This is a genomic window from Achromobacter sp. 2789STDY5608621 (assembly GCF_001299375.1).
In the GTDB taxonomy this organism is placed as follows: domain Bacteria; phylum Pseudomonadota; class Gammaproteobacteria; order Burkholderiales; family Burkholderiaceae_B; genus Achromobacter; species Achromobacter insuavis.
On the sequence record NZ_CYTU01000078.1, the window covers coordinates 1 to 19,503 of the forward strand.

Consider the following 19,503-nt stretch of genomic DNA (forward strand, 5'->3'; position numbering starts at 1 on the left):
GCTGGCCACGCGCCGCCGGGTCGTCAACGGCCTGGCCGGCATCCTGGGCCTGGGCGCGGCGACGTGGCTGGGATGGCGCCACACACCGTTGCCCGCGCTGGTGGCGGCGCTGCGCGCCGACTACGCCACCGGCACGGGCGAACGGCGCGAGCTGCGGCTGGCGGATGGCTCCCGGGTCTGGCTCAACACCGGCACCGCGCTGCAGGTGCGCTACCAGGACAGCATGCGCAGCCTGGCGCTGCTGGCCGGCGAAATCCTCATCGAGACCGCTCCGGACGCCCAGGGCAGGCCGTTCTTCGTGCAGACGCGGTTCGGCCGGTTGCAGGCCCTGGGCACCCGTTTCACGGTTCGGCTGACCGACCAGCAGACACGCCTGGATGTGTTCGACGGCGCCGTCGAGATCCTCACGCAATATGGCGGGCAACGGCGCATCGAAGCGGGCGGGGCGGCGCGCTTCGACGACCGCGCGCTGACCCCGCTGGATGGCGCCGACGACATGCGCGCGGCCTGGAGCAAGGGCATCCTGCTCGCCGACAACATGCCGCTGGGTGACCTGCTGGCCGAACTGAGCCGCTACCGTCGCGGCCATATCAACGTGGCGCCCGCCGTCGCCAGCCTGAAGGTCATGGGGGTCTATCCGACCGACGACACGGACCAGGCCCTGGCCATGCTGGCGCAGACCTTGCCGATCCGCATCCATCACTCGCTGCCCTGGTGGATCACGGTCGACGCCCGCTAGCCCGGCAATTTTCCCGCGTAGGACGGTTCCCCTTTTTCCGCCTCATCCGGTTCAAGAGATAAGCGTCGATCAGACAGCGCGCGCCCGCCGCCGCCCTCGCTGGTCGCCTCATCGCCTTCAACCTTCGAGGATAGCCATCCATGTACCGCCGTAGCCGCCTCCCGCACCGCGTCACGTCCGCGCCACGCCGCCTGACCGCGGGCAAGCCCGACACCGCCTTGCGCCCCCTGCTGCTCACCCTGCACCTGTCCATCGCCGGCCCCCTGCTCTGCGCGGCGGCCTGGCCCGTGCCGGCGCGGGCCGAGGCGGACGCCGCGCAGACGCGGCGCTATGACATCGCCGCCGGTCCGCTGACCACGGTGTTGAACCGCTTCGCGCAGGAGGCGGGCGTGCTGCTGTCCGCGCCCGGCGGCCTGACTGCGGGCAAGGCCAGCGCGGGACTGCGGGGAACGTATGGCGTGGAGGCCGGCCTGGCGACGCTACTCTCGGGGCAAGGCCTGGAAGCGGTGCGCCAGACGAATGGCGCCTACCTGCTGCGCGCGCTGCCCGCCGCGACGTCCGGATCCCCCACCACGCTGCCCGCCGTGACCGTCACCGCCAGCGCCGAACCGGCCGGCGGCCTGCCGGCGCCTTACACTGGCGACCAGGTCGCGCGCGGCAGCCGCATGGGGCTGCTTGGCAACAAAGACATGATGGATACGCCGTTCAACACCACCAGCTACACCGCCGACCTGATGGAGAACCAGCAGGCCATCACCATCGCCGATGTGCTGGCCAACGATCCCTCCGTGCGCACGGTGTCCTATGGCCTGACGAACGCGGCGGCGGGCGGCGAGATCTTCATGATCCGCGGCCTGTCCGTCCAGGACTCGATCCTGCTCGATGGCATTCCCGGCATCATCTCCAGCCGCGCGGGCGCCGCCGAACTGGTCGAGCGCGTCGAGATTCTCAAGGGCCCGAATGCGCTGTTGAACGGCATGGCGACGGGCGCCGGCGGGGCCGTCGGCGGCGCGATCAATATGGTCCCGAAGCACGCGGACGACAAGCCCCTGACGCGCCTGACCACCACCTACCTGTCCGACGGCAACGTCGGCGGCCACCTGGATTTCGGCCGCCGCTTTGGCCAGGACGATCAATGGGGCATCCGCTTCAACGGCCTGTACCGCGACGGCAAAACCGCCACGGCCGGGCAATCGGTCGAGTTCGGCGCGGCGGTGGTCGGCATCGACTATCGCGGCGTCAATGCGCGCGCATCGCTGGACGCGGGACACCAGACGATGAACAACGAAGCGCCCCAGGGCGCGGCCGGGTTCGGCATCGATGATGGTCTGTCCATTCCCAGGCCGCCCTCCGCCAGGCGCCAGATCGCCCAGGACTGGGAGTATTCCAGGTCGACGAGCGATTACCTGCTCGCCAAGGCCGAGTACGACCTCAACCCCGACTGGAGCGTGTACGGCGCGGTCGGCGCCAGCAAGACGCGGTCGCGCTATCTGTCGACCGACCTGTTCGTCACGGACGCCGCCGGCAACGCCCAGGCCACCGTCTACTACTGGCCCAACTGGATCGAGAACCGGGTCGTCCAGGCCGGCGTGCGCGGCGCCTTCGAGACCGGCGCGTTCAAGCACCAGGTCAACCTGAGCGCGACCCACCTGACCAGCGACACGGGCTATACGAACGCGTACTACGGGTTCTCCAGCTTCACCACCAACATCTACCATCCCGTCAGCGTCAGCCGTCCGTCGACGGACGGCTTTTCGTCGAACCCGCCGCAGACCAATTCGCTGCGGCTGCCGTCCGTGGCGCTGTCCGACACGGTCTCGTGGCTCGACGACCGCATCGCGCTGACGTTTGGCGCGCGCTACCAGCGGGTCAGGAACATCGTCACCGACACCGGCATCGGCGTCGCCAGCGCCACCTACGACAAACATGCCATCACCCCCGTTCTCGCCGCCGTGATCAAGCCGGCGACGGACCTGTCGATCTACGGCAACTACATCGAGGGCTTGATCCAGGGCGACACCGCGCCGATGGGCACCACCAACGCCGGGCAGATGTTCGCGCCGATCAAGGTCAAGCAGCGCGAGGTCGGCGTGAAGTACGACTTCGGCCGCTTCAGCGGCACCGTCAGTCTGTTCCAGATCGAGAAACCAAGCGGCCTGGCGGTCGCCAACGGCGACGGCACCTCGACCTACCAGGTCGGCATGGAACAGCGCAATCGCGGCGTGGAGCTGAACGTCTTCGGCGAAGCGGCGCGCGGCCTGCGCCTGCTGGGCGGCGTGGCCTACACCGATCCGCGCTTGACCAAGACCGATGGCGGCCTGTACGACGACAAGATCGCGCCCAACGTCTCGCGCTGGCAGGTGAACCTCGGCGGCGAATACGACCTGTCCGCCCTGCCCGGCCTGACGCTCACCGCGCGCATGACCTCCACCAGCCCGCAATATCTCGACCAGGCCAATACGCGCCGCATTCCCGGCTGGACGCGCTGGGATTTCGGCGCCCGCTACAAGACCCGCGCCTGGGATCGCCCGCTGGTGCTGCGCGCCGGCATCAACAACGCATTCGGCCGCGACTACTGGTCGGGCAGTTCCAGCAACTGGCTGTATCTCGGCCAGCCGCGGACCATCAGCCTGTCGGCGACGATGGATTTCTGACACGGCGGCGACGGGCGGTCGCGGCACGGCCGCCTGGATCTTGTCGCACCTGTAACCACCAGCGAAACATGGCGGCTGATAAGATCGCCGCACGCAAAAAAAGCCAGGCGCCGCGTGCCCGCACCGGCGCCGCACTTCGCAGCATGACGAGACTTCTCCTTGCCTTTCTGGCCGGACCTTTCTGGTCCGCGCTGGTCATCGGATTGCAGGCCCATCTGTTCTGGCGCCAGCCCGATTTCATCGCAGCCGCCGAGCAGCCGGACTGGACCTTGATCGCCACCCTGCTGGGCGCGGCGGCGGGCGCCGGCGCCATGCTGCTGCTGGGCCTGCCCGCGCATTTCGCGCTGCGCCGCCGCGGCCGCGCCACGCTGGCGCCCTATCTGCTGGCCTTCACCGCCATCGGCCTGGTGAGCTGGTGCGCGCTGATCCTGCTTTCCTCGATATTCGGTCCCGGCGATCTGCGGCTCGCGCTGGCCATGATGGCCGACACCATCGTGTCGCGCCCCATCGTGCCGTTGACCGCCGCCGCGCTGGGCGCCGTGGTGGGCGCCAGCTTCTGGCGGATCATCCGCCCCGACCGCCCGCGCACGCCGCCAACCCCATGACCGCCTTGTCCGCCGGCCCGCATCCGCGCGGCCGGCAGCCAGGACTTCCACCCACCGACCCGTCCGCTCCCGGACCAGGAGGCCACGCATGACCCGCCGTATCCCTCTCGCCTGGACTGCCGCCGCATTCGCCCTGTGCGCCGCATCGACCGCCGTTGCCCAATCCGACCGCGAGGTCGTCGAGACCACCGTGGCGCGCAGCGCCAACGTATGCCCCGGACACAGCAAGGAGCGCACCACCCCCGCCGTCAAGCTGGTGCCGGTGGGCGGCCTGCGCGTGCTGCTCGACAAGGGCCTGGTGATGTGCCCCGACCGGCGCCTGGACGCCGACGCGCCCGCGGCCTGGTACGGCCAGTGGGGCGTGTACGCCTGGAACCCTGAGGTGGACGGCGCCGCCAAGCTGGTGGCGGCGCAGATCGACAGGATGACGCGCGATGAGAGCTTCCCCACCGACACGCTGGTGTGGGGCCCCAAGGGCGAGGCCCTGAAGAACCGCACCGTGCCGGCGTTCGAACCGCGTCCCGGCGCCGCGGTGCGCGTGAAGGTGCAGTGATCGGCGCGCGCCAGGCGTCCCGGCCCCGCTTGCCGCGGCCCGCGTTCGCGCTGCTGCTTGCCTGCGGCATCGCGCTGGCGCCGCCCGCCCGGGCCCAATCGCGCCAGCAGGTCGAAGGCACGCTGGCCGCGGCGCTGACGCAGCTCACGGACCAGTACGTCGACCCGCTCGATTCGCGCGCGCTGGCGGTGCATGGCCTGCGCGCGCTCGCCGCGCTGCCCGGCGCCGCCGACGACGCGCGCAAGGCGTCGATCGCGCAGGCGATCCAGGCCGAGGACAAGGCCGCCGGCATCACGCCGCAGACCCGCATCCTGGCCGACGAGATCCTGCGCTTTGACGCGGGCGCGCCGCGCGCGGCGGCGCTGGAGGCGGCCCTGCGCGGCATGCTGGCCAGCCTGGACACCCACAGCCGCGTGGCCACGCGCGCCGAGATGGCGCCGCCGCCAGCGTCGATCGGTCTGGAGATGTCAATGCAGCAAGGCGCCCTGACCGTCGAGCGCCCCCTGCCCGGCAGCCCGGGCGAACGCGCCGGCATCCAGGCCGGCGACATCATCGCGAGCGTCGATGGCCGCCCGACCGCCGGCCTGCCGCTGCCCGAGGCGGTGGCGCTGTTGCGCGGCGCCCCGGGCACCCGCCCCCAGGTGGTGATCCAGCGGCCCGGCGCCGCCGCCCCGCTCGTCATGCACCCCGTGCGCGGCCCGGTCCAGGCGCCGCCCTCGGTGCGCCCGGAATGGGCCGGCGCGGTGGCGGTGATCCGGATCTCCGCCTTCCAGAGCCAGACCGGCGAACAGCTGCGGACCGCGCTCGATACCGCGATCGCGGGCAACGGCGCGCCCCTGGCCGGCGTGGTGCTGGACCTGCGCGGCAACAGCGGCGGCCTGCTCGAGGCAACCCAGGACGTGGCGGGCGCGGTCCTGGCCGAAGGCACCCGCCTCGGCAGCCTGCGCGGCCGCACGCCGCCCAACACCGTCACGCTCGTTGCCCGGCACGGCCGCCTGCCGCACGACGTGCCGATGGTGATACTGGTGGACGCGCGCACCGGCGCCGGCGCGGAAATCGTCGCGGCGGCGCTGCAGGACCATGGCCGCGGCTTGCTCATCGGCGCGCGGACCGCCGGCGCGGGCACGATCCAGACCGTCCTGCCGCTGCCCGACGCGCAGGGCGCGCTGGTGGTGACCAGCGCGCGGGTGTACCGGTCCGACGGCACGCCGCTGGACCGCGACGGCGTGACCCCGGACCTGCTGCTCGACAGCGCCACGGGGCGTATCACCGTGCGCGCCGCGATCGCGGCCGATTTCAACCAGCCGATGGCGCAGCGGATACGCGCGGCCCTGGCCGCGGCCCCCGCCGGCGCCGATCTGGCGCGGCTCGCGGCGCTGACCGCGTTGCAGGGCGCGGGCCGGCGATAGGCGCGGCGTCCCGGAGTGCGCGCCCGCCATGGCGCTTGACAAATCGCCTATCGTTTCGTTGAATGAAAAATATTCCATTCAACGAAACGACGATGACTATCTCCGCTGAACACACTCTGGTGGCCCACCTGGCCGATCTGCAACGGCGCCAGATCTCCCCGACCACGCGCGCACGGCTGGCGCAGGCGCTGCTGGACTGGTTCACCGCGGGCTGGTCCGCCGCGGGCACGCCGGCCGCGGCCCGCTATCGGCGCGTGGCGCTCGACTGCCAGCCCGGCGCGGGACCAGCGCCCGTCTTCGGCGGCCCGGCCCTCAACGCCAATGGCGCGGCCTTCGCCAATGCCGCCATCGCCCATATCCGCGAAATCGACGACGCGCACCGCGCCGCCATGCTGCACCCGGGCGTGGTGTCGGTCACGCCGGCGCTGGCGCTGGCGGCGGACGGCGGCATGACGCAGCGGCGGGTCGCGGACGCCATCATCGCCGGCTACGAAGTCTCGCTGCGCCTGGGCGAAGCCCTGGGCACGCGCCATGCGGCGGGGTTTCACGCCACGGCGACGGCGGGCGCGGTGGGCGCGGCGGCGGCCGCGGGCGTGGCCCTGGGGCTGGCGCCGGCGCCGTTGCACCATGCGCTCGGCATCGGCGCCACGCAGGCCGCGGGCCTGTGGCAGCTGGTGGACGACGAGGCGCACGAGGCCAAGTCGCTGCACCCAGCCTTCGCCGTGCGCAACGGCCTGGCCGCCGCCTATGCCGCGCGCGCCGGCCTGCCCGGCGCGCGCCGCTTCGCCACCGGCGCCCGCGGGCTGCACGCGCTCTTGGCGGGCGACGGTCCGCTCGATGCGCTCGACGGCGGCCTCGATGCCGAGGAGCGCCTGAACACCGCCACCATCAAGGCCTGGCCCTGCTGCGCCCAGCTCTTCACGCCGCTGGACGCCACCCGCGAGTTGCTGGATGCGCACGCGCTGACGCCCGACGAGATCGAATCGGTCGACGTCGAGATCTTCACGCATGCGCTCAAGATCGCCGGCGTCGACTGGCCCGCCACGCCCGCGCAGACCTGCTTCTCGCTGCGCTATGTGGTGGCGCGGCTGCTGCTCGCGGGCCGGCTCGGCATCGAGGACATGGAGTCGCCGGACCTGCAGGCGCCAGACCTGCTTGCGTTGGCGCGCCGCATCACGGTGCGCACCAGCGACGCCTTCCAGCGCGAGTTTCCCCGCCTGCGGCCCAGCCGCGTGACCCTGACGCTGAAGGATGGGCGCAGGCTGAGCGCGTTGCGCCAGTTGCGGCGCGGCGATCCCGAAGACCCTTACGACTGGCCCACGCTGCAGGCGCGCATGCGCGCCTTTGCGCCGGCCATGGATGACGCCGCCGCCCAGGCCATCGTGGCCTGGTGCGAGCGCTTCACCGATGCCGGCAATGACGCGCGGCCCTGCCTGCCGGATCCCGCGCTGTTCGGCGCGGCGGCGTCCCGCTAGGCGCCGACAAGGCGCGCCCGCCGGGGCGCGCCGATCCGCCTCATGCGCCCGTCATGGCGTGACGGACGGCGTCCAGGACGCGGGCGGCGCGGTGCGAAAGCCCTGCTGCGCCAGTTCGTGGCGCGCGATCTCGACCGCCTTGCGCTGCGCCGCCTCGTTGTGGCGCGAGGCCAGCCCCAGCACCACCAGCGCGCCGACGAAGGTCTCGTCGGCATCGAACACCGGCACGGCCACCGACGCCATTTCCGCGACCCGCTCGGAGCGGGTCATGGCGTAGCCCTTTTCCTGGATGTCGCGCGCCAGAGGCGTCGTGCCGCCGGTGAAGGCGCGCAGCACATGCGCCGACGAACCGCCGTCCTTCAGGCTGATGCGCGTGCCGACCTCGACGTGGTGGCGCACTTCCTTGGTGGTGTTTTCGCGGTAGAGGCAGATGCGGTCGTCGCCGCTGCGCACGTACAGGGCCACGGTCTCGCCGGTCTGCGCCACGATGCTGCGCAGCGCCGGCTGCAGGCGCGAACCCAGGTCGAAGGTATCGCGATACAGCATGCCCATGTGCAGCAGCGCCGGTCCCAGCGCGTAGGTGCTGCTGTCGTAGCGATGGATCATGCGCGCCTTGATGAACACGCCCAGCAGGCGCAGCAGCGTGGCCTTGTCCAGGCCGGTGCGGTCGGCCAGGTCGCGCAGCGACAGGCGCAGATGGTCTTCGCCAAAACACTCCAGCACGGAGATGCCGCGTTCGAGCACGCCGGCGGGCGGCTTAGGGGAATTCTCGCTTGACACGGTTTCGGATGCTTCCTATAGTTTTGTTCAATAAAACGTATTTTAATCAATGAAACGAAAGACGGCTACCGGACCAGGGAAATGCCGTCCCGGTTTCAACCAGGAGACAAGCGTCGCGCGGCAAGGGGGCCAGCCCCCGGCGCCGCGCACCGTAGCATTATGCCGAATCAGATCGATGCAATCGCCACGGCGCTCGGCGCCATCGTCGGGCCGTCCCACGTCCTGACCGACGCGGCCGACATGGCCCGCTACACGGCCGACTGGCGCCGCAATTTTCCCGGCGCCGCGCGCGCCGTGGCGCGCCCCGCCAATACGGCCGAAGTCTCGCGGGTGGTGGCGCTGTGCGCGGCGCAGGGCGTGGCGGTGGTGCCGCAAGGCGGCAACACCGGCCTGGTCGGCGGCTCGACGCCCGACGCCTCGGGCCGCGAAGTGGTGCTGAGCCTGGACCGCATGACCGCCGTGCGCCGGGTCGACGCGCTGGACAACAGCATCACGCTGGAAGCCGGCTGCACCGTGCTGGCGGCGCAGCAGGCGGCCGCCGACGCCGGTCGGCTGTTCGCGTTGTCGCTGGCCTCGGAAGGCAGCGCCACCATCGGCGGCGTGGTCTCCACCAACGCCGGCGGCGAGCAGGTGCTGCGCTATGGCAATACCCGCGACCTGACGCTGGGCCTGGAAGTGGTGCTGGCCGACGGCCGCGTGCTGCCGCAGCTGGGCACGCTGCGCAAGGACAACACCGGCTACGACCTCAAGCAGCTGTTCATCGGCGGCGAGGGCACGCTGGGCGTGGTCACGGCGGCGGCCTTCCGCCTGTACGCCCTGCCGCGCAAGGTGGTGACCGTGTGGGCCGCGGTGCCGACGCCGCAGGCGGCGGTGGACCTGCTGGCGCGCCTGACCGACGCGGTCGGCGAGCGCGTCACGGCGTTCGAGCTGATCGGCCGCCAGACCCTGGACCAGGTGCTGGCGCATCCGCTGGACGGCATGCGCGATCCGCTGGCGCAGCCCTCGCCCTGGGCGGTGCTGTTCGACGTCTCGGAGACCTCGGCGCTGATGGATCCCGAGCCCGCCGTGGAAGGCGTGCTGGAAGCCGCGATGGAACACGGCGGCGTGACCGACGCGGTGATCGCCGCCTCCGGCCGCCAGGCGCACGAGCTGTGGGCGCTGCGCGAGCACGTGCCGGAGGCGCAGCGGCTGGACGGCCCCTCCATCAAGCACGACATCTCGGTCGCGGTGTCGCGCATCCCCGAATTCATCGCCACCGCCGGCGCGCGGCTGCAGGCCCTGATGCCGGGCATCCGCATCGTCTGCTTCGGCCACGTCGGCGACGGCAACCTGCACTACAACCAGAGCAAGCCCCTGGCGATGGACGATGCCGCCTTCCGGGCGCGAGAGGACGCGGTGCACGACGTCGTGCACGAGGTCGCCGCGCAGCTGGGCGGATCGATCTCGGCCGAACACGGCATCGGCCGCCTCAAGCAGCACGCCTTCCTGCAATACAAGCCCGCCGTCTCGGTCGACGTGATGCAGCGCATCAAGCACGCGCTCGACCCGCGCGGCACCTTCAACCCGGGCCGGCTGCTGCCGCGCCCCGCCCGTCACTCCTAAGCCTCCAGGACCCGCACCATGCCCGTTTCCGTCTTCGACATGCAATCGCTCCAGCACCTGTGGAGCACCGATGAACTGCGCGCCATCTTCTCGGAAGAGAACCGCGTGCAGCAATGGCTGGAATTCGAGGCCGCGCTGGCCGAGGCCCAGGCCGAGCTGGACATCATCCCGGCCGCCGCCGCCGCGCGGATCCGCGCCCAGGCCGCCGTCGCCAATATCGACATCACGGCCATGTCGGCCGAGATCCGCCGCATCAAGCATTCGCTGGTGCCGGCGCTCAAGCAGTTGCAGGCGCATTGCGGCCCGGACCATGGCGAATGGCTGCACTATGGCGCCACCACCCAGGACGTGGTCGACACCGGCGTGGCGCTGCAGCTCAAGCAGGCCCATGCCGTCTTCATGCGCGACCTCGCCGCCGTCGGGCGCGAGCTGGCGCGCCTGGCGCAAAGCCATCGCGACACGCCGATGGCGGGCCGCACCCATGGCGTGCAGGCGCTGCCCATCACCTTCGGGCACAAGTGCGCGGTGTGGCTGGACGAGCTGGCGCGCCATCACGAGCGCCTGAAGGAATGCGAGGCGCGGGTGCTGGTGGGCATGGTGGTCGGCGCGGTCGGCAGCCAGGCCTCGCTGGGCGAACAGGCCGCCGAGGTCGAGCGCCGCACGCTGGCCAAGCTGGGACTGGAGGCGGCCCCGATCAGCTGGGCGCCGGCGCGCGACCGCTTCACCGAGTACGCGCTGGTGCTGGCCATGATCGGCGCCACGCTGTCGAAGATCGGCAATGAACTCTTCAACCTGCAACGCAACGAATTCGCCGAAGTCGAGGAAGCCTTCTCGGAAGGCAAGCTGGGTTCGTCGACCATGCCGCACAAGCGCAACCCGACCTCGGCCGAGAACCTCGCCGGCCTGTGCCGGCCGCTGCGCGCCAACGCGGCGCTGATGCTCGAAGGCATGGTGCAGGAAGGCGAGCGCGACGGCATCGCCTGGAAGATCGAATGGAAGGCGCTGCCGGAATGCTGCCTGATCGCCGGCGCCATGCTGTTCCAGGCAAAAAACCTGCTGGCCGGCCTGCGCGTCGATGCCGACGCCATGGCGCTGAACCTGGACCGCATGCGCGGCTACCTGCTGTCCGAACACGTGATGCTGGACCTGTCCGAGCGCGTCGGCAAACAGACCGCGCACGAATGGATCTACGAGGCCTCGATGCACGGCATCACCCACAAGCTCGACTTCGCCCAGGCGCTGCGCCAGCACAAGGATCTGGCCAACCTGCTGGGCGAGGAAGAGATCCTGCGCCTGACCGATCCCTCGGGCTACCTGGGGCAGTGCGCCGCCTCGGTGGACAGGGTGGTGCAGCGACATCAAGCCGGCTGGCTGCAGGCCTGACGGTTCCCCCCTGATAAAAAATACACAGGAGACAAACACCATGGGCATTTCCTTCGCGAGCGGCGCCATGCGCCGGCTGGGGCGGCGCGCCGCCATCGCCGCGACACTGGGCCTGGCCGCGCTGGCCGGCGGCCAGGCGCAGGCGGCATTTCCCGAGCGTCCCATCACCCTGGTGGTGGGCTTTCCGCCGGGCGGCGGCGGCGACCTCTACGGCCGCCTGATCGCCACCGCCATGGGCAAGACGCTGGGGCAGACCGTGATCGTCGAGAACCGGCCGGGCGCGGGCGGCAACATCGCCGCCGGTCTGGTCGCCAAGGCCGCCCCCGATGGCTACACCATCCTGCTGGCCATGAGCGGCAACCTGGCCGTGTCGCCGGCGCTCAAGCCGCAGAGCCTGCCGTACAAGGTGCCGGACGACTTCGCGCCGATCGGCCTGATCCTGGAAGCGCCGCACGGCCTGTTCGTGGCCACGCCGTCGCACTTCAAGACGGCGCGCGAAGTGATCGACGCCGCCAAGCAGAAGGAACTGACCTTTGCCTCCACCGGCACCGGCGGCGCCGCCCACATCGGCATGGAGACCATCAAGGAGCTGGGCCACCTGAAGCTGCTGCACGTGCCGTACAAGGGCTCCGGCCCCGCCATCACCGACATGCTGGGCGGACAGATCGACATGTTCTTCGCCACCGCCTCGCCGCTGGTGCCGCAGGTGCAGCAGGGCCAGCTGCGCGTGCTGGCGCTGACCGGCCGCCAGCGCAGCACGATCCTGCCCGACGTGCCGACCTTCAAGGAACTCGGCATCGACATGACCATGACGCAGTGGTATGGCCTGGCCGCGCCCGCCGGCACGCCGCCCGCCGTGATCAAGGTGCTGTCCGAGCACCTGTCGCGCGCGCTGGCGGACCCCACGGTGCAGAACACCATCCGCAAGGACGCCGCGATGGAGCGCGACCTGCCGACGGACCAGTTCAGGCAGTACATCCTCGAAGACATCGCCAACTACCGCAAAGCCGCCACCCCCGACCTGCTCAAGCAGATCGGCCAATGAACCCCATCCGACCCCACCGATTTTCAGGAGACCCCTCATGTTGCAGAACTGGACCGACACCCTCGCCAACAACCGCAAGGCCGGCGAGGCCCTGGGCAAGCACAACCCGCAGCTGCTGACCGCGTTCCGCGCGCTGAACCAGGCGCAGGGCGCCACCGGCACGCTCGACGCCAAGACGCGCGAGCTGATCGCGCTGGCGGTGGCCGTCACCACCCGCTGCGACGGCTGCATCGCCGCGCACGCCGACGCCGCCCGCAAGGCCGGCGTGACGGAGCTGGAACTGAGCGAGGCCCTGAGCACCGCCATCGCCCTGAACGCCGGCGCCGCCTACGTGTACTCGCTGCGCGCGATGGACGCGCTGACGGCCGGCCAGGGTTGAACGGGAGCCACGCATGCACACCACCCTGATCGGCGCGGACGAACTGGCCCGCGCGCTGCAAGGCCCGCGCCTCCATGACATCCTGCTGCTGGACTGCGGCTTCGAGCTGACGGATCCGCAGGCGGGCCGCCGCCATTACGACGCGGGCCACCTGCCGGGCGCCTTCCACGTGCATCTGGAAGACACCCTCAGCGGCCCCAAGACCGGCCGCAACGGCCGCCACCCGCTGCCCGACCGCGCCGCGCTGGCGCGGGCCCTGGCGGCGCTGGGCGTGAATGCGGACACCCAGGTGGTCGCCTACGACAACGCCGGCGGCATGTACGCGGCGCGGCTGTGGTGGCTGCTGCGGTGGATCGGCCACGAGGCCGTGGCGGTGCTGGACGGCGGCGTGGGCGCCTGGCGGGCGGCGGGCCTGCCGTTGACGACCGAAGCGCCGGCGCCGCGACCGGCGGGCACCCTGGCCGTGGCCGAGGGCCGCCAGCCCACGCTGGACTACGCCCAGCTGCGGCAGGCGTTGGCCTCGCAGGCGCGCCTAGTGCTGGACGCCCGCGCCCCCGACCGCTACCGCGGCGAGAACGAGACGCTGGATGCGGTCGGCGGCCACATCCCCGGCGCGCGCAACCGCTTCTTCCGCGACAACCTGGGCGCCGATGGCCGCTTCCTGCCGCCCGACGCGCTGCGCCAGGCCTTCCTGGCGCACCTGGATGGCCGCGCGCCGGACGCGGTGGTGTGCCAATGCGGCTCCGGCGTCACGGCGTGCCACAATCTATTGGCCATGGAAATCGCCGGCCTGCCCGGCGCGGCCCTCTACCCCGGCTCGTGGAGCGAATGGAGCGCGCAACCCGACGCGCCCGTCGCCACGGGCGCCCACCCCTGACCCGCCCATGATCGACGCATCCTCCCGCCCGCCCCGTCCCGACAGCGGCCGCCTGCCCCACAGCGCGCACTGGGGTGTCTTCTCCGCCGCGTGGAAAGACGGCGCGCTCGAGGTGCGGCCGCATCCGGGCGACCCCGATCCCAATCCGCTGATCGAGAACTTCACCAACGCGCTGGATCACCCGGCGCGCGTCACCACGCCGATGGTGCGGCGCGGCTGGCTGGAACGCGGGCCGGGACCGGACGCGCGCCGAGGGCGCGACGACTATGTGCCGGTCAGCTGGCCCGAGGCGCTGGACCTGCTGGCCGCCGAACTGCGCCGGGTGCGCGACCAGCACGGCCCGCAGGCGGTGTTCGGCGGCTCGTACGGCTGGTCCAGCGCCGGCCGCTTCCATCACGCGCAGAGCCAGGTGCACCGCTTCCTGAACACCTCGCTGGGCGGTTACGTGCGCTCGGTCAACAGCTACAGCGCCGGCGCCTCGGCGGTGATCCTGCCGCACATCCTGGGCGGCATGGACGATGTGGCGCGCCGCAACGTCACCTGGGAACAGATCGTCGCGCATACCGACGTGGTGCTGGCCTTCGGCGGCATGGCGCTGAAGAATTCGCGCGTGGCCAGCGGCGGCATCAGCCGCCACATCGAGCGCGACTCGATGCGCCAGGCCGCGCGACGCGGCTGCCGCTTCCTGAACATCAGCCCGCTGGCCACCGACCTGCCGGCCGACGCGGCGGCGCAATGGATTCGCGCCGTGCCCGGCACCGACGTGGCGCTGATGCTGGCGCTGGTGCATGAACTGGTCGCCAACGGCTGGCACGACCAGGCGTTCCTGCGCGACTTCTGCGAAGGCTGGGGCGGCTTCGAGGACTACCTGATGGGGCGCGCGGATGGCCAGGCCAAGGACCCGGCCTGGGCCGCGCCGATCTGCGGCGTGCCGGCCGAAGAGATCGCCCGCATCGCGCGGCTGCTGCCGGGCAAGCGCGTGCTGGTGACGGTGGCGCATTCGCTGCAGCGCGCCGAACACGGCGAACAGCCCGTCTGGATGGGCGCGGTGCTGGCCGCGGCACTGGGCCAGCTGGGCCTGCCGGGCGGCGGCTACGCCTATGCGCTGGGCACGCTGGCGCACTACGGCAAGCGCAGCAACGCGGTGCCGGTGGCGTCGCTGCCGCAGGGCACCAACGGCGTCAAGGATTTCATTCCCGTGGCGCGCATCGCCGACATGCTGCTGCACCCCGGCGAGCCGTTCGACTACAACGGCAAGCGCATGGACTATCCGCACATCCGCCTGGCCTATTGGGCCGGCGGCAATCCGTTCCACCATCACCAGGACCTCAAGCGCCTGGCCCGCGCCTTCGCCACGCTCGACACCTTCGTGGTCCACGAGATCGGCTGGACCGCCACCGCGCGCCATGCCGACATCGTGCTGCCCTGCACGATGACGCTGGAGCGCGAGGACATCGGCGGCGCGCCCACCGACCCGCTGCTGGTGGCCATGCACCGCATCGCCGCGCCCAACGGCCTGGCGCGCGACGACTACGACATCTTCACCGACCTGGCCGAACGGCTGGGCACGCGCGAAGCCTTCACCGAAGGCCGCGACAGCGCCGAATGGCTGCGCCACCTGTATGAACGGACCCGCGCGGCGCTCGCGGACAAGGGCCTGGAGGCGCCGGACTTCGACCAGTTCTGGGCGCGCGGCGAATTGACGCTGCCGCAGCAGGACGACGACGGCGGCATCCTGCGCGCGTTCCGCGACGATCCCGCCGGCAAGCCGCTGCCCACGCCCAGCGGCAAGGTGCAGATCAGCTCGCCGACCGTCGCCGGCTTCGGCTATGCCGACTGCCCCGGCCATCCGGCCTGGCTGGCGCCGCAAGACGCGCCGACCCCGGCGCATCCGCTGTTCCTGGTGGCCAACCAGCCCGCCACCCGCCTGCACAGCCAGCTGGACTTCGGCGCCCACAGCGCCTCGCAGAAGCGCCAGGGCCGCGAGGTCTGCACCCTGCATCCCGCTGACGCCGCGGCCCGCGGCATCGCCGAGGGCGACATCGTGCGGCTGTTCAACCAACGCGGCGCCTGCCTGGCCAGCGCCACGTTGAGCGAGGCCATCATGCCCGGCGTGGCGCAGTTGCCCACCGGCGCCTGGTACGACCCGGTGCGCGACGAACGCGGCGAGGTGACGCTGTGCGGCCACGGCAATCCCAACGTCCTGACGCGCGATGTCGGCACCTCGTCGCTGGCGCAGGGCTGCAGCGGCCAGTTGACGGCGGTGCAGGTCGAGCGCCATGACGGCGCGCTGCCGCCGATCCGGGCGTTCGACCGTCCGCGCACGGACGACTCCAGGCGCTGACGGCCCGAACCGGACCTTGGCGGCATAATCGGGGGATATCGCGATCCCGCACAAGGAGGCTCTGCGCATGTCCATCATCCGTTCCTGGCGCGCCTTCCTGGCCGCCACCCTGCTGGCGGTCGCGGAGGGCAGCGCGGCCAGCTCGGGCGAAGCCGGCGCCGCCCTGTTGCAGGCCGCCGGCGACGGCGACGCCGCCCGGGTTCAGGCCCTGCTGGCCCGGGGCGCGCCGCTGGAAGCGCGCGACGCCGACGGCAACACGCCGCTGCTGCGCGCCACGCTGGCCAATGCCGAGGCGGCCGCCTCGGTCCTCATCCAGGCCGGGGCCGATGTCAACGCCAAGAACGCCATGCAGGACAGCGCCTACCTCTACGCCGGCGCGCGCGGCCACAACGGCATCCTGGCGCAGACGCTGCGCCATGGCGCCGACCTGCGCAGCACCAACCGCTACGGCGGCACCGCGCTGATCCCGGCCTGCGAACGCGGCCTGGTCGAAACGGTGCGCATGCTGCTGGCGGCCGGCGTCGATCCGGACCATGTCAACCGGCTGGGCTGGACGGGCTTGCTGGAGGCCATCATCCTGAGCGATGGCGGGCCGGACCACCAGGCCGTGGTCGCGCTGCTGATCGCGGGCGGGGCCGATGTGAACCTGGCCGATGGCGATGGCCGCAGCCCCCTGTGGCACGCGCGTCAGCGCGGGCAGGCGGCGACGGCGCAACTGCTGCTGGCCGCCGGGGCGCGCTGACGGCGCTGGCCGGCCCCTGTCTTCGATGTGAATGCGTGCGCAGGCGCGGGCCGGGCCCGGCGCGCGGTGATGCGGCGCTACGCGGCCAGGGCGGCCAACTCGCGGGTCTCGCCCGCCGCCAGGATCGGCGCGTCGGCGCGCGGCCGCCGCGCGGGCGCCGGCGCCAGGCGGCGAACGGCCGCCAGCACGTCGTGCGGCTCGGCGGGCTTGCGCATCAGGGTGGCGCGCCCTTCGCAGGCCGCGGCGATCTCGGATTCCGGGCGGCCGCTCAGCACCAGCACGGGCGTGTCGCCCAGGTAGGCGTTCTCGCGCATGGCGGTCAGCAAGGCCCCGCCGTCCATGCCGGGCATGGAAAAGTCGGTGATGACCAGATCCGGCCGCACTTCGAGCATCTGCCGCAGCGCGGTCAGGCCGTCCGTGTGCGTCGTGACGTCATAGCCTTCGCCGCTCAGGAATTCGCTCATCAGGGCGACCAGCACGGGCTGATCGTCGACCAAAAGGATTTTCGTCATGGTTGTCGGTGCCATGCATTCAAGACGCCGGCGGGCAAAACAGATTGGGGGAGAGGCCGAATCCTAGGACATGCGGGCTCTTCATGTGTGAAGTAATTGTATCCGGGCGAAACGAACGCCCCATACCCCTGTATATTTCCCCGGTTTGGCCTGGCGGCGGGGGTCAGAGCGCATCCCTATAATCGTCCACGCCGCCCCCGCCCCGCGCGCCGCCCTTTCCTCTGAACCGTAATCCGTTCTCATGCCGAATTCGCAGCAACCCGCCAGCCGCCACACCCTTCCGCGCACCCTGATCGCCGGCTTCGTGATGGCGGCGCTGGCCACCCTGCTCATCGCCTTCGTCAACGTGCGTTCGGCGGAGACGCGGACCCGCGCGGTCAAGGCCATGGACCGCGCCACCGAGACGGTGCGCCAGCTCAGCCTGTTCAACTCGGCGCTCAAGGATGCCGAGATCGGCCAGCGCGGCTATCTGTTGACGGGCGACCCCTCCTACCTGCAACCGTACCTGCGGTCGGTGCCGCTGATCGAACAGCGTCTCGAGGTGGTAAAGGAAGCGGCGGCCGGCGATTCGGCACAGCGCCGCATCGTCAACGACATCGCCGGCATCACCCAGCAGAAACTGACCGAACTGCGCGAGACCGTCGAAATGCGCAAGGCCGGCGACGTGGAAGGCGCCATGGCGGTGGTGCGCACCGACGCCGGCAAGGATGCGATGGACCGCTTGCGCGACCTGGTCGCCGACCTGTACACGCGCCAGCTGAGCCAGGTCGAGGAGGAACGCGAGGCCTGGGCGGCGGCCTCGGCCACCTCGACCTTCTATTCCTGGGGCGGATCGCTGCTGCTGCTGGCGCTGATCCTGGCGTCGGCCGGCATGACCATCCGCGAATACCGCGCCAAGGCGCGCCAGGCCTGGGTCACGACCGGCCTCTCGGGCCTGAGCCTGCGCCTGCGCGGCGACCATCGCCTGGACGAGATCGGCAAGCGCGCGCTGGACTACCTGGCGGACTACCTGCACGCCAGCGTCGGCGCCGGCTACGTCGTCACCAACGGCGGCGACGACCTTGAACTGTTTGGCGGCTACGCCCTGCCGGCCGAGCGCCTGGCGCAGAAGATTCCCGCCGCGCAGGGACTGGTCGGGCAGGCCGCCAGCTCGCGCAAGCTGCTGCACCTGCGCGATGTGCCGGCCGGCCACTTCGAGGTCTCCTCGGCCACCGGCCGCTCCAACCCGGCCGAACTGATCCTGGCGCCCGCCATGCAGAACGAGCGGGTCTATGCCGTGATCGAGCTGGGCTTCAACCACGCCGTCGGCCAGAGCGAACGCAGCCTGCTGGAAGGCGCCTCCGAAATGCTGGCCTCCGCGATCCGCGCCGGCCTGGACCGCTCGCGCCTCGAAGCGCTGCTGGCCGAGACCCAGCGCCAGTCGGAAGAACTGCAGACCCAGCAGGAAGAGCTGCGCGTCAGCAACGAAGAGCTGGAGCAGCAAAGCCGCATCCTGCAGGAATCGCAGGCGCGCATGGAAGTGCAGCAGACCGAGCTCAAGCAGGCCAACGTCAGCCTGGAGCGCCAAACCGAGCAATTGCTGCGGGTGCAGGGCGCGCTGACCGACAAGGCGCGGCTGCTGACGCAGGCCAGCCAGTACAAGAGCGAGTTCCTGGCCAACATGAGCCACGAGCTGCGCACCCCGCTGAATTCGACGCTGATCCTGTCCAAGCTGCTGTCCGAGAACAAGCCGGGCAACCTGAGCGCGGACCAGGTCAAGTACGCGCAGACCATCTACGAAGCGGGCAGCGACCTGCTGGCGCTGATCAACGACATCCTCGACCTGGCCAAGATCGAGGCCGGCCAGGCCACCGTGGAAGTCGAGGCCGTGGCCATCGCGCCGACGCTGGAACGGCTGCTGGATCCGCTGCGGCCGATCGCGCAGGACAAGCGCCTGGCGCTGGAACTGGACATCGCCGCCGACGTGCCGGCGTCGCTGCACACCGATCCGCAACGGCTGGGCCAGGTGCTGAAGAACCTGCTGTCCAACGCCTTCAAGTTCACCGAGCAGGGCACCGTGGCGCTCAAGGTCTCGCGCGCGCCGCGCAATATGCTGTCGTTCGCCGTGCAGGACACCGGCATCGGCGTGCCGGCCGACCAGCAGGAACTGATTTTCGAGGCCTTCCGCCAGGCCGACGGCAGCAGCCACCGCAAGCATGGCGGCACCGGCCTAGGCCTGTCGATCTCGCGCGACCTGGCCAAGCTGCTGGGCGGCACGCTGTCGCTGGTCAGCACGCCGGGGCAAGGCAGCGTGTTCACGCTGCTGCTGCCGATGCGCCTGGAGGCCGCGCCGGCGGCGTCCGGCCCCAGCCTCCCCGCGCCGATCCCGATGCCCCCCGCCATCCCCGCCTGGGCGGCGCCCGCC

Annotated in this window: 16 protein-coding genes; 14 read left to right on the plus strand and 2 right to left on the minus strand. The window is 71.3% G+C overall.

Going from position 1 to position 19,503, the window contains the following annotated elements:
* From AOZ53_RS31950 to AOZ53_RS31975, 6 genes are all read left to right on the plus strand, one after another.
* On the plus strand, positions 1-739 hold a 739-nt coding region (locus AOZ53_RS31950; RefSeq protein ID WP_197286552.1), incomplete at its 5' end, for a FecR domain-containing protein.
* 140 nt (positions 740-879) lie between these two features.
* Complete coding sequence (locus tag AOZ53_RS31955) at positions 880-3,393, plus strand: TonB-dependent receptor (RefSeq protein ID WP_082385861.1); 2,514 nt, start codon at positions 880-882, stop codon at positions 3,391-3,393.
* Positions 3,394-3,536: 143 nt separating this feature from the next.
* Complete coding sequence (locus AOZ53_RS31960; protein WP_054428848.1) at positions 3,537-3,998, plus strand: hypothetical protein; 462 nt, start codon at positions 3,537-3,539, stop codon at positions 3,996-3,998.
* Positions 3,999-4,086: 88 nt separating this feature from the next.
* Positions 4,087-4,551 carry a hypothetical protein gene (locus tag AOZ53_RS31965; protein WP_054490921.1) on the plus strand — a complete coding sequence of 155 codons (465 nt, stop codon included), beginning with the start codon at positions 4,087-4,089 and terminating at the stop codon, positions 4,549-4,551.
* 29 nt (positions 4,552-4,580) lie between these two features.
* Positions 4,581-5,960, plus strand: a complete 1,380-nt coding sequence (locus AOZ53_RS31970; RefSeq protein WP_054490923.1) for a S41 family peptidase — start codon at positions 4,581-4,583, stop codon at positions 5,958-5,960.
* 92 nt (positions 5,961-6,052) lie between these two features.
* Positions 6,053-7,435: an MmgE/PrpD family protein gene (locus AOZ53_RS31975; RefSeq protein ID WP_054490925.1), complete on the plus strand. Its 1,383-nt coding sequence runs from the start codon at positions 6,053-6,055 to the stop codon at positions 7,433-7,435.
* A gap of 51 nt (positions 7,436-7,486) precedes the next feature.
* Here the strand turns inward: AOZ53_RS31975 and AOZ53_RS31980 are convergent, their stop codons facing one another.
* Entirely contained in the window at positions 7,487-8,215 is a 729-nt protein-coding gene (locus tag AOZ53_RS31980) for an IclR family transcriptional regulator (protein WP_231689723.1), read from the minus strand.
* Between the two features lie 159 nt (positions 8,216-8,374).
* Here AOZ53_RS31980 and AOZ53_RS31985 point away from each other — a divergent pair, with 159 nt between their 5' ends.
* The 7 genes from AOZ53_RS31985 (at position 8,375) to AOZ53_RS32015 (ending at position 16,587) form a co-directional block, all read left to right on the plus strand.
* Positions 8,375-9,817 (plus strand): FAD-binding oxidoreductase, encoded by a 1,443-nt coding sequence (locus AOZ53_RS31985; protein ID WP_054428853.1) that lies wholly within the window; start codon positions 8,375-8,377, stop codon positions 9,815-9,817.
* Positions 9,818-9,835: 18 nt separating this feature from the next.
* Positions 9,836-11,200, plus strand: coding sequence for an adenylosuccinate lyase (gene purB / locus AOZ53_RS31990; protein WP_054478782.1), 1,365 nt, complete (start codon positions 9,836-9,838; stop codon positions 11,198-11,200).
* Positions 11,201-11,240: 40 nt separating this feature from the next.
* Positions 11,241-12,245 carry a tripartite tricarboxylate transporter substrate binding protein gene (locus tag AOZ53_RS31995; RefSeq protein WP_054490929.1) on the plus strand — a complete coding sequence of 335 codons (1,005 nt, stop codon included), beginning with the start codon at positions 11,241-11,243 and terminating at the stop codon, positions 12,243-12,245.
* A gap of 37 nt (positions 12,246-12,282) precedes the next feature.
* Positions 12,283-12,624 (plus strand): carboxymuconolactone decarboxylase family protein, encoded by a 342-nt coding sequence (locus AOZ53_RS32000; protein ID WP_006391254.1) that lies wholly within the window; start codon positions 12,283-12,285, stop codon positions 12,622-12,624.
* A 13-nt stretch (positions 12,625-12,637) separates the two neighbouring features.
* Entirely contained in the window at positions 12,638-13,501 is an 864-nt protein-coding gene (locus AOZ53_RS32005; RefSeq protein ID WP_054478787.1) for a sulfurtransferase, read from the plus strand.
* Between the two features lie 7 nt (positions 13,502-13,508).
* A complete protein-coding gene (locus AOZ53_RS32010; protein ID WP_054428858.1) occupies positions 13,509-15,845 on the plus strand; it encodes a molybdopterin guanine dinucleotide-containing S/N-oxide reductase in 2,337 nt (778 codons plus the stop codon).
* A 67-nt stretch (positions 15,846-15,912) separates the two neighbouring features.
* Positions 15,913-16,587, plus strand: a complete 675-nt coding sequence (locus tag AOZ53_RS32015) for an ankyrin repeat domain-containing protein (protein ID WP_082385862.1) — start codon at positions 15,913-15,915, stop codon at positions 16,585-16,587.
* 77 nt (positions 16,588-16,664) lie between these two features.
* On the opposite strand, the gene AOZ53_RS32020 is transcribed toward AOZ53_RS32015, so the two are convergent.
* Positions 16,665-17,099 (minus strand): response regulator, encoded by a 435-nt coding sequence (locus AOZ53_RS32020; protein WP_231689722.1) that lies wholly within the window; start codon positions 17,097-17,099, stop codon positions 16,665-16,667.
* 241 nt (positions 17,100-17,340) lie between these two features.
* Between AOZ53_RS32020 and AOZ53_RS32025 the strand changes: the two genes are divergently transcribed.
* On the plus strand, positions 17,341-19,503 hold a 2,163-nt coding region (locus AOZ53_RS32025; RefSeq protein ID WP_231690721.1), incomplete at its 3' end, for a CHASE3 domain-containing protein.